Origin of the sequence: Paenibacillus kribbensis, from assembly GCF_001705305.1 — a bacterium.
Classification (GTDB): domain Bacteria; phylum Bacillota; class Bacilli; order Paenibacillales; family Paenibacillaceae; genus Paenibacillus; species Paenibacillus kribbensis_B.
Window position 1 is genome coordinate 1 of the sequence record NZ_MCBP01000018.1, and the last position, 13766, is coordinate 13766.

The 13766-nt window shown below is 41.9% G+C and carries 13 protein-coding genes and 1 pseudogene; 12 read left to right on the top strand and 2 right to left on the bottom strand.

The annotated features are described in order from the left end of the window. From BAZ21_RS28260 to BAZ21_RS24130, 4 genes are all read left to right on the top strand, one after another. On the top strand, window positions 1–103 hold a 103-nt coding region (locus BAZ21_RS28260; RefSeq protein WP_141694956.1), incomplete at its 5' end, for an IS3 family transposase. A gap of 112 nt (window positions 104–215) precedes the next feature. After that, complete coding sequence (gene qatC / locus BAZ21_RS24120) at window positions 216–1622, top strand: Qat anti-phage system QueC-like protein QatC (protein WP_068505440.1); 1407 nt, start codon at window positions 216–218, stop codon at window positions 1620–1622. Continuing rightward, window positions 1606–2346 (top strand): TatD family hydrolase, encoded by a 741-nt coding sequence (locus BAZ21_RS24125; protein WP_068505441.1) that lies wholly within the window; start codon window positions 1606–1608, stop codon window positions 2344–2346. Before qatC ends, BAZ21_RS24125 begins: the two co-directional genes overlap by 17 nt. Before the next feature lie 37 nt (window positions 2347–2383). Next, the gene (locus BAZ21_RS24130) at window positions 2384–4288 is read left to right on the top strand and encodes a hypothetical protein (RefSeq protein ID WP_068505442.1); all 1905 of its coding nucleotides are present in this window, start codon (window positions 2384–2386) and stop codon (window positions 4286–4288) included. A gap of 80 nt (window positions 4289–4368) precedes the next feature. Here BAZ21_RS24130 and BAZ21_RS24135 read toward each other — a convergent pair whose 3' ends face one another. Continuing rightward, window positions 4369–4692: a hypothetical protein gene (locus BAZ21_RS24135; protein WP_176718210.1), complete on the bottom strand. Its 324-nt coding sequence runs from the start codon at window positions 4690–4692 to the stop codon at window positions 4369–4371. Between the two features lie 186 nt (window positions 4693–4878). On the opposite strand from BAZ21_RS24135, the pseudogene BAZ21_RS24140 reads away from it, so the two are divergent. Together BAZ21_RS24140 and BAZ21_RS24145 are read left to right on the top strand one after the other, a co-directional pair. Beyond that, window positions 4879–5200, top strand: a pseudogene (locus BAZ21_RS24140) (transposase); the annotation flags it as partial. A 212-nt stretch (window positions 5201–5412) separates the two neighbouring features. Continuing rightward, complete coding sequence (locus BAZ21_RS24145; protein ID WP_068505445.1) at window positions 5413–5667, top strand: hypothetical protein; 255 nt, start codon at window positions 5413–5415, stop codon at window positions 5665–5667. A 156-nt stretch (window positions 5668–5823) separates the two neighbouring features. Here BAZ21_RS24145 and BAZ21_RS24150 read toward each other — a convergent pair whose 3' ends face one another. Next, window positions 5824–6051 carry a helix-turn-helix domain-containing protein gene (locus tag BAZ21_RS24150; protein ID WP_068505446.1) on the bottom strand — a complete coding sequence of 76 codons (228 nt, stop codon included), beginning with the start codon at window positions 6049–6051 and terminating at the stop codon, window positions 5824–5826. A 126-nt stretch (window positions 6052–6177) separates the two neighbouring features. Between BAZ21_RS24150 and BAZ21_RS24155 the strand changes: the two genes are divergently transcribed. From BAZ21_RS24155 to BAZ21_RS24180, 6 genes are all read left to right on the top strand, one after another. After that, on the top strand, window positions 6178–6426 hold the full coding sequence (locus BAZ21_RS24155) for a hypothetical protein (protein WP_039774265.1): 249 nt from the start codon (window positions 6178–6180) through the stop codon (window positions 6424–6426). 422 nt (window positions 6427–6848) lie between these two features. Beyond that, the gene (locus tag BAZ21_RS24160) at window positions 6849–8243 is read left to right on the top strand and encodes a TldD/PmbA family protein (RefSeq protein ID WP_068505447.1); all 1395 of its coding nucleotides are present in this window, start codon (window positions 6849–6851) and stop codon (window positions 8241–8243) included. Between the two features lie 3 nt (window positions 8244–8246). Beyond that, window positions 8247–9590, top strand: a complete 1344-nt coding sequence (locus BAZ21_RS24165; RefSeq protein WP_068505448.1) for a TldD/PmbA family protein — start codon at window positions 8247–8249, stop codon at window positions 9588–9590. Window positions 9591–9806: 216 nt separating this feature from the next. Continuing rightward, window positions 9807–11198 (top strand): threonine synthase, encoded by a 1392-nt coding sequence (gene thrC, locus BAZ21_RS24170; RefSeq protein ID WP_068505449.1) that lies wholly within the window; start codon window positions 9807–9809, stop codon window positions 11196–11198. 465 nt (window positions 11199–11663) lie between these two features. Further along, window positions 11664–13040: an NADP-specific glutamate dehydrogenase gene (gene gdhA, locus BAZ21_RS24175; RefSeq protein ID WP_068505450.1), complete on the top strand. Its 1377-nt coding sequence runs from the start codon at window positions 11664–11666 to the stop codon at window positions 13038–13040. 291 nt (window positions 13041–13331) lie between these two features. After that, window positions 13332–13724 (top strand): MarR family winged helix-turn-helix transcriptional regulator, encoded by a 393-nt coding sequence (locus tag BAZ21_RS24180; protein WP_029389999.1) that lies wholly within the window; start codon window positions 13332–13334, stop codon window positions 13722–13724. Window positions 13725–13766 lie beyond the last annotated feature (42 nt).

Below are 13766 nucleotides of genomic sequence, written 5' to 3' on the forward strand. Positions count from 1 at the left end.
TTTTGACTATGTAAATTGGTATAACAAGCATCGAATTCATGGAACACTGGGGTACATGACTCCAATTCACTATCGAAAATTAGCCCTTAAAAAAGTTGTTTGATTTAATGTTGACAATCCAAAAGTATGGATTGGAGAGGGAGAGAAGGAAGAGAGTATCTTGAAAAAAAGTGTGAAGAAGTATGGGGGATTTTTAAACAGTGGGGTGATTCCGTATGAGCAATGTATGGATTGTGAAAAATGAACAGCAAGTACAAACCGAGGGAACAACATTTAATATATCATCTAAAAACAACAAGTCCAATATTAAGACGGACATAGAGAACTTGTGGCGAATGTTTAGTATGGAGAACTTATCTCCAATTATCGAAGATTTTTTGATCATTGGAATGGCGGTCTTTACAGTCGATAAGAAAATATCAAGAAGGTTCTCAACAGATGGGTGGAGTAGGGAATTAAACGTACACATTCCCGTATTAGAATTTCAGAAATGGTTATCAGTCAAGAATAAGTTGGAGAAAACACTATCATTTTTAAGCGGGGACAATTGGATCTTATCTTTCTATCCTACTGAAGAAAGATTCAGAGGCGATAAGATCAATAAAAAGTATAGTGTGAAAAACAAGGCTTCTTTTGATTGTATATCATTATTTTCGGGAGGATTGGACTCATTCTGCGGTGCATTAAAGCTTATGGAAGAAAAAAAGAATCCGCTATTCTTGGGTTTTAAAGAATACTCGTTGCTCATTAAAAGGCAACAGGATCTATTCAAAGAAATACAAGAAGCTTATGATCAGCAAAGCTCAGACTTTGTTCAATTCAGCGTTACACCAGGTAAGCCATTCAATATAAATGAAAGTGTTGTTGGTGAGAGTACAAGCAGAAGTAGATCATTCTTGTTCATTACGGGTGCAGTAGCAGTTGCTTCAATTATTGGAGAGTACACACCAGTCTATATACCTGAAAATGGATTTATCGGTATTAATGTTCCTTTAACACAAAGTAGAAGTGGAAGCTGTAGTACCAGAACTACACATCCTTATTTTCTAAAATTACTAAATGAGGTTCTTGATGAAATTGGAGTTACTCATCAAGTAATGAATTTCTATTCTACAATGACAAAAGGAGAAATTGTCGAAGAACATAAAAATAATATTGTATTTCGAGAGAAGTTTAAGGAAACCTTATCTTGTTCTCATCCATGCCAAGGGAGATATGATGGAGTTAGTCCACCTGTAAACTGCGGTTACTGTTATCCTTGCCTCATACGTAGAGCTTCGTTAATCGTCAATGGATTTATTGATGATCAATATAATCCAAATTATGAATTAAACCGAAGATTCATTGAGGAAAACAATAAACTTGATGGAAAGGCAAGTGACCTTAAAGCAATTTTGTTCACGTTAAAAAGATATGTAGAAAAAAGGCATGATCAATTGTTCATAAGACGCTTGCTTCGCATACAAGGTCCTTTAACGAGCGTCGAAATAAACTCCTACGAGAGAGTTTACAGAGAATCTTTAAGAGAAATCTTACAAATGATTGATTATGAAGAAGTAACTAACGGAGGCGGATTAAAAAATTATATGGATCTAAAGGAAAGCTATGAAGAACTTTGTTGATTTTCATGTTCATATTGATTATTACCCAAACTATAAAACAATTTATGATTTCTATAGCAATCAAAAGATCTATGCTCTATTTGTGACGAATTTTCCAGAAGTTTTTAAAAAGGCTAAGGACACCTTTCCAGAGTCAAAGTATGTCAAAATAGCATTAGGTTATCATCCAGAAATGATTAGCATACGACCGTTCAAAGAGAAGTATTTTGATGAATACCTTGATGAAACTAAATATGTAGGTGAAGTTGGGCTTGACTTCACAAAAAATCATATTAAGAATCGGGATGAGCAAATCAGAATTTTTCGACACATTTGTCACAAAACCGCTGGCAAGAATAAAATAATGTCTGTTCATTCACGAAATGCGGAACTTGATGTTTTGACGAATTTGAAGGAGTTTGGGGTTAAGCATGCTGTTTTTCATTGGTATACGGGAAGTATAAAGAATTTACAAGATATTATCGAATCCAATTATTATTTATCTTTAAACCCTTCAATGCTAAGAACAAAAAAAGGAAGGGAATTAATTCAAAGAATACCTTTGCGACAAATATTGATTGAAACCGATGGACCGTATAGTAAATATAATAATCGGCAGGCTGTACCAGATGACATTCCTTTAATCTATCGTGATTTTGAACAATTTTTAGGGATTGAAAATTTACATGAGGTTGTTTTTGAAAATCTGAATAGACTGCTTATGGATCAAAAAAAATGTTTTTAGAAAAAATGAATATGAGAATTATGAACGGAGGTGAACCATGCCGCAATTGTGGTATGGGCGGATAATGTTATACAAAGAAAATGTTGTGAATTTAGCTGATCAATTACTCGTAGAGTCAAAAGAAATCAAGGATAATCCAGAGAATCATGAAATCATTCGGAAAATAGGAGAGTACATTTATAGAAGAGTAACTCAAATAAAGGGAATATGTTCTGTTGAAAAATATAACATTTTTTTCAATGGGAAGGTTGCTGTAGGTAAATCAACTGCTATATGCAATTTGTTCAATCTAATCGATGAAGATAGATTTGTAGTTGGAAAAATACTGTCAGAGGCCATGCTATTAAAGACTGCATCGGGACGAACGACTGTCTGTGAGACTGTGATCGTACAAACTCAAGATAACGAAAGTAAAATCGTTATTGAGGCTACCAGTATAGAGGATTTTAAAGTGCTGATAAAAGAATATTGCAAAATGATTACTCCTAATGGGAATATTGGTAAAAAAATATTATCTGATGAGTTAAAACGATTTATTGAAAATATGTTAGAAATCCCAGAGAGTATTACAAAAAATGAAGAGAAGTATAATTATATTAAAGAACGTTTGATAGTGAACGTTACAACAGATAAATTTGAAGAGTCTCTTCTTGAGTTCCTCAAGTACGAGAATAGAACTAAAATAGAGCATTTTTGTAATGGAGATAACTTTAAAAAGTGGCTAAAAGACACATATGAAAATATAAATGATGGGAAACTGCATGAAAGTCCTTTGCCTAAAAAGATAACTATATATATTAATAAAGATGATATTGATCTGGGGATGCCTTCATTTATTGATAAAATTATTGACACGAGGGGAATCGACGGAGGAGAGCGTAAAGATATTCAAGATGCGATTATGGACGTAAGTAGTATCTCAATTATGTGTGATGAAATTGGTAGCTTTGGTGAAAACCCAAATTTATTCAATATATTAAAACAAACGCTTATTAAAGAAAATCAGGATCTAAACTTTAGAGTTTTTATAACTGGTATCGAGAGAGGAAATGAACTGGATAAAGCCAATAGTGCGAATGGGCATAGAGAATTGGGGAAGAAACGAAAAATTGGACAAGTAATAGACAAGTTGATAGGAATTAATTATAGTTCTGATAATTTTATTTTTTACAATTCATTTTATGGAATTGATTACTCAAATAAATCAGGAAAGATATATGAACTGGATCCTTCTGAATACAGTAAAGAAAAAGCTGATTTCTTCGGAGCAATTGAGCACGGACTGAAGAGGATGTATGCAAGATATATAAAAGAATTGACAGGACATTTAGAGAATATCCAATTTCTAAATCAAAATAGCATTACAAAGGAAGCAGTGTATAAACTCACACATTGTAAAGACATAATTTATAATGCAAAAGTTGATGTTATGAAGAAAACCTATGATTTTATTGGTGATTTTAAAAAAGAAATTATGAGTGAACATCCTTCGGTGTTAAGAGCTTCGGTTAATAGATGGGGAAAATACAATAGCTTTAACCTGTATGATATGGTTCATAAGCTTGGGGGAGAGGAATTTCAAAAGAAATGTTTTGAAATTAAAACACGAATGTTGGGGGAGATCAGTGGACTCTTTCATAATGGTGACAAGATTGAATCGATATGTAAGAGTTCTCTTGAGTCTAAAATAAATTCAGAATACGATAATTTTTATAAGAAAAACCGTGAATCCTACTTTAAAATAACTGAAGCGGGATTGTACAACTATCATTCTTGGGAAAATCCCTTAACATATTGGGGAGACGGAACTGGTTATTACAAATCCAGAGTTTCTGAAGATTTAACAGGAGAAATTCGTAAGAAAAATGTAGAACAAGCTCTTAATCGATTAGAGAATGCAGAGTTGTTTTATGATGAGATACTAAATTTTCTTGATTTCTAAGTAAATCGAAGACATCTTTTTAGCAGATTGATGAATAGGTAAATGCCCTTTGCTTTAAACATCAATCTGTAAGGCTGTTCTCAATCTTTGACAAGCCTCTTGTATTCCTTAATGATTAATTTAAGTAACTCTGTAATCCTAACTCTCGCTTCTTCGTTATTCATTAACACTCCACTATTAACGGCAAAAGTCATGTTAAACTCTCTTGTGTAAGAAAACATTGGAGTTTCTCGTTTTATGATAAATTCATCTGCTTGCCTCTTATGCGTTAATTCATCTATGTGATCAAGAAAATCAAGGTCATAATAAAGCGGATTTTCACTCATAATTGAAATCGTATTACGAAAATCCTTGCTAAATTCTTCTTTTTTTGATTGATTATCTGAAAAATAACGATTAAACAACCTATTTTTTTAAGTTTTGTAGTTAACTTGATGGTATCCCACAATTTTATTTTAAAGTTATGTAAATCCTTCATCTCTTTTTTCCATCCTGCCCACCATTCATGCTCTTGGATCGGATACACTTAGCTGGACAGAAAAATTAAGGGCTAGTAGAATAGTTACAACATAACAAGGAGCGGATCTACTATGCCAAGAAAAAGACGTACATTTACAGACGAGTTCAAGAGACAAGTGGTTCAACTATATGAGAATGGAAAATCAAGAGCAGATATTGTGGAGGAATACGAATTAAGTGCATCTGCCTTAGATTGTTGGATTAAACAAGCTCAAACCTCAGGCTCATTCGCGGAGAAGGATAATCGTTCTCCTGAAGAGAACGAACTCATTGCACTGCGAAAAGAGAATCAGCGACTTAAAATGGAGAACGATATTTTAAAGCAAGCCGCGCTGATTTGGGACGAAAGTAAATGTGATTCGTAATAATGAGCACAAATACTCAATTTCAGCTAAGTATGATTGTGAAATAGATAGATATTATAATCTCAACTTGTTCATCTACATTTTTGACAGCCGAGAGGTATATCGTCCTCGGTTTTTTCTTGTTCCCCATGAAATTTTAAGTTTCTCAAGTCCCGGTCTTTTAAACTAAACGTGCATTTGTTATATTATAATCAAGAACATTTGTTCTATTGTTGCATTATAAATATCGGAGGATGACATATGATCAAAAAAAGGCAATACTACCTATGGCAATATCAATTTGACGATGTAACAGAGCAAACTGGCGAATTTCCGCTGGCCTACACTTTAGTAGATGCTAAACAAACGAGTGAAACCTTTATGTATTACATTTTGCACGAGAAAATAATGAATAAGCAATTCGATGCTACAACAGAGTACATAACCAATCAATATACTGACAATCCAATAACAGCAAGCCGATCAGGAAAAAGAAAAATATCCTCCCAATTATGACAATCGAAACGGAACGTGGACGTAATGAGGAGGATAATGACAAACTCAAACGTTTGTTGGAAAAGGGCTTTACAGCCAACTATTCAATTACAAATGATCAAGAGAGTGCTCGGCATACCTATGTGTTTCTGTGTAAGGGCAAAAAGCTAATGATGACTATTCCTTTTCTTCTATCTCAACCAAATCAATAATCTCGCGAATATCTTCAATATTCATAGCCTCGGCTATTCTTTCAATGTGATTAAAATTAATACTCTCACGTTTACCTGATTGAAGTTCGCTTAGAGCGGCGTGACGTACATCTGATAAACGTGATAATTCTCTCAAGGAGATATTGTGTTTTCTCGTTATTTCGTTTATTTTCATAACTACTTTCTTTGCCATTAGGGCTCCCACCTTATTTTACAAATTTTTCTTGACGATACGCATAAACGTAACATATAATTTTTGTAAAACTGGTACTCATATACGTACCAAAAGGTGGGGGATATTTTGACTTCTCAGAGTGACATGGTAGCGGAGTATGAAAAGTTAGTAGAACTTGAAAAGCAATACACAGAGAGGATTCAAACTTGTATTAAATTACTTGGAGATGCGTTTAACATTATCGCTGCCAAAGCAGGAGCGTTGAGCATGGATGCAGTTAAGGAAGCTGCTTATTATTTACACTCAACGGAGATTGAACTAAACCATGTATTGTACTATATCCGTTTAGAGAAAAGTATTTTAACTAATCAGTTAGAAATTGAAACAAAATGAAGCAAACCCAAGCATAGCAGCGGAGGGGACGGAATCGTTCTGGAGAAGCGAAGCGTTCGCCTTTGAAACCGGATTTTTACCTTTAAAATATAATTCAAAAAAATCTGGGGGCAACAGCGATCGGAAGAATGATCCGTCTACGTAGCGGTCTTAGTTGCACGTACTACCTCCTTAAAAAGTCAAACCCGATATGACCCTTCACGGTCTAATCGGGTTTTCCTATTTTCCCTCTCCCAATCCCCACACATGAAATCTTCGCCCTCTCCCAAACCACTCCCCCTGCAAGCACCCTACGCCCAGATAGTTACACCCACATCCAACATCATGTATAGTAAAGTTATGGGAAATAAACATGAACCCGCATATTATCTTGATCGCTTAACCGTTCAATATGAAACATGGCAAATACGAGGAGGAACGTGATGATACATCCAACACAGATTCAAGATATGCTGCAAGCCGCGCTGGAGACGGGCGGTGATTTTGCAGAGGTGTTCGTCGAGGACCGCACCAATGGACAACTGGGCATGACTGGGGGAGTCGTGGATACGGCGCTGTCAGGCCGGGATTTCGGGATTGGCATTCGGATCATGAAGGAGCATTTTTCGGTGTACGCCTACACCAGTGACATGAGCGAACAGAGCCTGATTCGACTGGCAAAATCGGCAGCCAAGGCCATTCGCGGAGGTGGAGCGCCAGGTACACGACCAATTACACTCCATCCCCACGCGATCCCTAACCAACATCCGATTGCCATCATTCCTGACGGATCACAGAAGCGCGCCAAGATCGAGATGATGAGACGTACGCATGAGGCGGCCAGCCAGTACGATCCTTCCATCACGCAAACCTCCATTGGGATTAGCAACTCGATCCAGAACGTACTGATCGCCAATAGCAATGGACTACTGGTGGAAGATACCCGCACGTATACACGCATGAGAATAAGCGCCATTGCGACCGCTGGGGAGCATAGACAATCTGGTTTTCGCGGGCCTGGAGCGTATGCGGGGACTGAATTCCTGGAGAATCTAAATATCGAAGAAAATGCGAGACACGCCGCCCGTATTGCGTCCACGATGGTCAAAGCGGGATATGCGCCCAGCGGCAGACTGCCTGTCGTGATTGAGAACGGCTTCGGGGGTGTTCTTTTTCACGAGGCATGTGGACACGGGCTGGAGTCTACGGCGGTGGCCCATGGAACGTCCGTGTTCGCGAATAAAATCGGGCAGCAGGTGGCTTCACCGCTGGTCACGGCTGTGGATGACGGAACGATTCCGAACGCATGGGGCTCGCTCAATATCGATGATGAAGGAGCGCCGACACAGCGCAACGTACTGATCGAGAACGGCATTTTAAAAGGATATCTGATCGACCGAATGGGCTCGCGTCAGATGGGTATGACTGCGACAGGGTCGGGACGAAGACAATCCTATAAATTTGCGCCTGCATCCCGTATGAACAATACGTTTATTGCGAATGGCGAGTCCACCCGTGAAGAAATTATTGCCAATACGGAGTACGGGATCTATGCCAAATCGCTGGGCGGCGGCTCGGTCAACACCTCGACGAGCGAGTTTAATTTTGCAGTCGAAGAGGCGTATATGATTCGCAACGGTAAAATTGCTGAGCCGGTCAAAGGTGCAACGCTGATCGGCAAAGGGATTGAAACCCTGCAAAATATTGATATGGTCGGCAACAATCTGGATCATGGTCAGGGCATGTGCGGCTCGGTCAGCGGAAGTCTTCCGGTCAATTGCGGACAGCCAACGATACGAGTGTCCGAGATGACCGTCGGCGGACGGAAGGGGGAATAAGCGATGAATATTCAGCAATTTCAGGAAGCACTGTTCACGAAGGGGCGGGAAATCGGCTACGCGGATATGGAAATCTACTATGTGAATGGACGATCTACCTCGGTAAAGGTATTGAAGGGAGAAATTGACCAATATACAATCGTCGAAAACGGTGGGCTTTCCTTCCGGGGCGTCATTAATGGGAAATTGGGCTATGCCTCTACGGAGAAGCTGGAGCCGGACGTGATCGACTTTTTATTGGAAGAGGCACGCAGCAACGCAGTCATACTGGAGAGCGAGGAGCAGGATGAACTGTTCGAGGGCTCTGAAAGCTACCCTGAGCAGCAAGCCTATGCCGCCGAGCTGGCCGATACTGCACCCGAGATACTTATCGAGGCTGCGCTGGAAATGGAACGCACAGCGCTTGCCGCAGATCCGCGGATTGTGATGGCTCGGCATTGCTCGGTCAGCATTCGTGAAAATGAGGTCCTGATTGTGAATACAAAGGGACTGCATTGTCATCGCCGCAAAAGCCTGGCGACCGCATATGTATACGTCATCGCAACAGAACATGATGAGACCGTTACCGGGGGCTGGCATGATTATTCCCTGCGGAGTGTGGAAGAAATCGATATTGCAGATGTGGCGCACAGGGCGGTACAAGTGGCTGTTTCCCGTCTGGGGGCTCACACGATTCAATCGGATAACTATCCGGTCATTTTCCGTCATGATGCAGCAGCGCAATTGCTGGCTGCGTATACGACGGTATTTTCAGCGGAGTCGGTGGATAAAGGCTTTTCGCGATTGGCTGGGAAACTGGGGCAAAAGGTGGCAAGCGGGCATATCACGCTGATTGATGATCCGCTTATGAAGAACGTTCCGGCAGGTAGTACGTTTGATGCCGAAGGCAGCGCAACGCGCCGTAACGAGATCATCAAGGCCGGGGAACTACGGACGTATTTCCATAACCGCAAGACCGCTCGCAAAGCCGGGGTGCAGAGTACCTCCAATGCTTCCAAGGGCAGCTATAACGGCAAAATCGGTGTGTCATATCATAATCTGTATGTGGAACCAGGCACCTCTGCGTTGGAGGATATGATTCGCAGGATGGATCGTGGGTTGATGATCGTTGAGCTGCAAGGACTGCATGCGGGAACGAATACAGCGTCCGGTAATTTTTCGCTGGCTTGTCTGGGATACTGGATTGAGCAGGGGCAAGTGGTCAGAGCGGTCAATCAGATTACCGTATCTGGCAACTTTTTTGATGTGTTGCAGCAGGTAGAGGAGGTTGGCAATGATTTGCGTTTTACGGGAAGCTGCACTTCACCTTCACTCAAGCTGGCTTCACTCTCGATTTCAGGCTCATAAGTACTGGAGCAATCTCCTTCTTTCCATATTTACAGTCTGTTTCTGGCGTTCCGATTGCCTGGCGATTACAGATGCCTGATGCTTCGGGGTATGGTAAAGTAGGAGAAAGGTTTTAAAAATATGAAAAAAAGGCTTGGTTACAGCACCGCGACAGGGTATTATAGACAATAATATATTCGAAAAAGGTTCGAATTGAATTTTTATTGGGGGATGGATATGAGATATATAAGCACTAGAGGTCGAGTAGAAGCCAAGGGATTTATTGATACCGTGCTCATGGGGTTAGCTGACGATGGCGGTTTGATGGTACCGGAGCAGATTCCGGTGGTGTCTGCGGCTACGCTGGAGCAATGGGCTACATTGAGCTACAGGGAGCTGCTGCTGGAAGTTTTTGCGCTGTATATCAATGATGAAATTCCTCGTGAAGATCTGGAGCAGTTGGTGGAACGTAGTTATGCAAGCTTCCGTCACCCGGAAGTCACGCCAGTGAAGAAGATTAGCGAATCCCTGTCTATTTTGGAGCTGTTCCACGGCCCTACGTTTGCGTTCAAGGATGTGGCACTGCAATTTATGGGTGAATTTTATTCGTATGTATCCAAAAAGCAGAATGAGATCATTCACATTTTGGGCGCAACCTCAGGCGATACCGGAGCGGCAGCCATTCAGGGCGTGCGTGGCAAGGAAGGCATTAAAATCTGTATTTTGCATCCGCACCAAAAGGTGAGCAAGGTACAGGAGCTGCAAATGACGACGGTTGACGATAAAAATGTACTGAATCTGTCTGTAAAAGGAAACTTTGACGATTGTCAAAAAGTCATCAAGGACCTGTTTGCAGATCTCGATTTTAAAGGCAAGCATCATCTGCGTGCGATTAATTCGATTAACTTTGTGCGCATTTTGGCGCAGACGGTGTATTACTTCTATGCCTATTTCCGGGCGCAGGAGTCAGCGGGTGCGAAAAAGATCAATGTCAGCGTACCATCCGGCAACTTTGGCAATATTTTTTCCGGCTTTCTCGCGAAGAAAATGGGCCTGCCGATCCATAAGCTGATTATTGCAACGAATGAAAATAATATTTTGGAGCGCTTTGTGAAGACAGGTGAATACAAGCCAGGCGACTTCAAAAGCACATACAGTCCTTCCATGGACATTCAGGTGGCAAGCAATTTCGAAAGATATCTGTACTATTTCCTCGGAGAGGATGCAGCCAAGGTATCTGAATACATGAATAACCTCAAAACCGAGGGACGGATTGTGATCAGTGCAGAGGATTTGCAACGGGTACAGCAGGATTTTGAAGCTCTCGGTGCTTCGAATGAGCAGTGTCTGGAGCTGATCCAAAAATACAAGGCCGAATACGATTATTTGCTCGACCCGCATACGGCTTGCGGTATTGCTGCATATGAAGCGTATAATGGCGCGGACGAAGTATGTGTGACCTTTGCGACAGCGCATCCGGCCAAATTCGATGAAGCCATCCGTCTGGTGAACATTCAGCAGGAGTTCCCGGCGCCAATTGAACAATTGTTCTCCAAGCCGCAGCACCAGCAGGTGGTAGAGCATGACGAGGCAGAAATCGTGCGTCAGCTTGAAGCCTTTTATGTGTAGAGGATCATTTTGGCAATACGAGCTATATCCCATAGGATGAGGAAAAGAGGTTACGCACTGTGCGTGGCCTCTCTTTGTTACCTTCACATTTGCCCGGTTCGGCGCATGTGTGTCGAAGATAGAGGAAACAATATACGGTAGATTTCACCTGTACAATTTAAGAATAGCTTTATTTGTTCACATAATTGTCCCATATTGAGTGAGGTTTAGAATACTTGAAAATTGTGAAAAAAGCCCGTAAATCAAGGGATTTAGCTGTATGAATATAACAGGATATGAGAGGTTTATAGAGTTATTTAATAAAGGGGACAAATTTTTTTTATAAGCAAATCAGATGTATTTATATTAAAAATCATGTATAGTTAACTAAATTTTATGAATACATAAAATTCCACTCTCGCGGGTGTAGATCAACTCGGATCATCATCTGACAGAGGGGCTAATCATAAAGGGGTGTATTGAAAAGTGACCATTATCCGTTCAGAGCAGAGTCAACAGGCAGCAGCCGAATATGTACAGTCCGTTTTTGAGAAGGTTATCGCGCGCAATCCTCATGAAAATGAATTTCATCAGGCCGTCAAGGAAATATTGGATTCGTTGGTTCCCGTGCTGGCTAAGCATCCCAAGTATATGCAACAGGGGCTTTTGGAACGGCTGGTGGAGCCGGAGCGTGTCATTACCTTCCGTGTACCTTGGGTGGATGATGCAGGGAATGTACAGGTTAACCGCGGCTTCCGTGTACAGTTTAACAGTGCGATTGGTCCTTATAAAGGTGGACTCCGCTTCCATCCGTCTGTATATCTGGGAATCGTCAAATTTTTGGGATTTGAGCAAATTTTCAAAAATGCATTGACAGGTCTTCCTATCGGCGGTGGCAAAGGCGGCTCCGATTTTGATCCCAAAGGGAAATCAGATAACGAAGTTATGCGCTTTACACAAAGCTTCATGACCGAGCTGTACAAATATATCGGCCCGGATGCCGACGTTCCGGCAGGGGATATTGGGGTAGGTGGCCGTGAGATTGGTTACATGTTCGGGCAATACAAGCGGATTCGCGGAGGACATGAAGGTGGTGTCCTGACAGGTAAAGGGGTTCATTACGGAGGCAGCCTCACGCGTACAGAAGCGACAGGTTATGGCTGTGTGTACTTTGTCAATGAGATGCTGCAGGCTCAGGGAACGTCCTTTGAAGGTAAGCGAGTGGTCGTGTCGGGCTCGGGTAACGTATCCATTTACGCGATTGAAAAGGCACAGCAGCTCGGTGCTACAGTCGTTGCCTGTAGTGACTCGAATGGCTACATCTATGATCCCGAAGGCATTGACTTGGAACTGGTGAAGCAGATCAAAGAAGTGAACCGTCTGCGGATTAGCGAGTATACCCAAGAGCGTCCAGGCGCAACATATACAGAAGGCTGTTCCGGCATCTGGTCGATTCCATGCGATATCGCACTGCCATGCGCTACACAGAACGAAATTGACGAGCATGCAGCACAACTGCTGGTGAACAATGGCGTAAAAGCTGTGGGCGAGGGTGCCAATATGCCATCCACGCTGCAAGCGATTGAAGTATTTTTGGACGGTGGAGTGCTGTTTGGGCCAGCCAAAGCTGCCAATGCAGGCGGGGTTGCGGTCTCTGCGCTCGAAATGTCACAGAACAGCATGCGCTTATCGTGGACCTTTGAGGAAGTGGACGCCAAGCTGCATGATATTATGAAAAATATTTATGCCAACAGTGTGAAGGCGGCTGAGGAATACGGCGTGCCAGGCAATCTGGTTGTCGGGGCGAACATCGCTGGATTCGTTCGGGTGGCTGACGCTATGCTGTCCCACGGGATTGTCTAAGTCAACGGCAGTCTAGGACACAAGTGGAGAAATAAGTGAGTACACGTATATAGAATAAGCAAGCTTATAAAAATAGAAGCTGAGTGTCCCTCGCGAGGGCGCTCAGCTTTTATTTGCCAAGAGGCACTTTATTTTTCTCGGGGACTTGATTTATTTATAAAGAGGATGTATATTACTTGATGGATCAATCATTGATAGATCAAAGGTTGAATCGCGAAGCCCGGCGACATGCTTAAAGGAGGAGTGATTGCTATCACCCAAACATCATCTGAGGCTGAGTATATTTTTGAAATGCTGCTGTTGCTGAACAAGCAGATGAGCTCCAAGTTTGAGCGTTGTGCAGGCATCAGCGCATCCAGATTGCAGCTGTTGTGCAAGCTGTATCAGGTGGAGGAGATTAGTCAAACTCTGCTGCAAAAAGAGGTTGGCATCGACGCCGCAGCCGTAACTCGCCATTTGAAGCAGCTTGAAGCGAATGCTATGGTCACACGCCGCACCAAGCCAGAGGACAACAGGGTTACCTTGGTAAGCCTGACCGATTATGGGCGTGAGCATATTATCACTTTTAGGCAGGAGCGCACACAGTTTGTGGATCGGCTGCTCCAAAGCTTCGACGAGGCGCAGCGGCGACAGCTGGCTGATATGCTGCAAGTCATGAATGGTCATATTTCCGACATGGACTGACTGAAATTCCTATCATAACAAATTATACCCACAGGGGAACAA

Excerpts from the sequence above, each read along its gene's own strand:
- BAZ21_RS24145 (WP_068505445.1), top strand. The coding sequence starts at position 5,413 with ATGATCAAAAAAAGGCAATACTACCTATGGCAATATCAATTTGACGAT.
- BAZ21_RS24155 (WP_039774265.1), top strand. The coding sequence starts at position 6,178 with ATGGTAGCGGAGTATGAAAAGTTAGTAGAACTTGAAAAGCAATACACA.
- BAZ21_RS24130 (WP_068505442.1), top strand. The coding sequence starts at position 2,384 with ATGCCGCAATTGTGGTATGGGCGGATAATGTTATACAAAGAAAATGTT.
- BAZ21_RS24165 (WP_068505448.1), top strand. The coding sequence starts at position 8,247 with ATGAATATTCAGCAATTTCAGGAAGCACTGTTCACGAAGGGGCGGGAA.
- BAZ21_RS24125 (WP_068505441.1), top strand. The coding sequence starts at position 1,606 with ATGAAGAACTTTGTTGATTTTCATGTTCATATTGATTATTACCCAAAC.
- thrC (WP_068505449.1), top strand. The coding sequence starts at position 9,807 with ATGAGATATATAAGCACTAGAGGTCGAGTAGAAGCCAAGGGATTTATT.
- BAZ21_RS24150 (WP_068505446.1), bottom strand. The coding sequence starts at position 6,051 with ATGGCAAAGAAAGTAGTTATGAAAATAAACGAAATAACGAGAAAACAC.
- BAZ21_RS24160 (WP_068505447.1), top strand. The coding sequence starts at position 6,849 with ATGATACATCCAACACAGATTCAAGATATGCTGCAAGCCGCGCTGGAG.
- qatC (WP_068505440.1), top strand. The coding sequence starts at position 216 with ATGAGCAATGTATGGATTGTGAAAAATGAACAGCAAGTACAAACCGAG.
- BAZ21_RS24180 (WP_029389999.1), top strand. The coding sequence starts at position 13,332 with ATGCTGCTGTTGCTGAACAAGCAGATGAGCTCCAAGTTTGAGCGTTGT.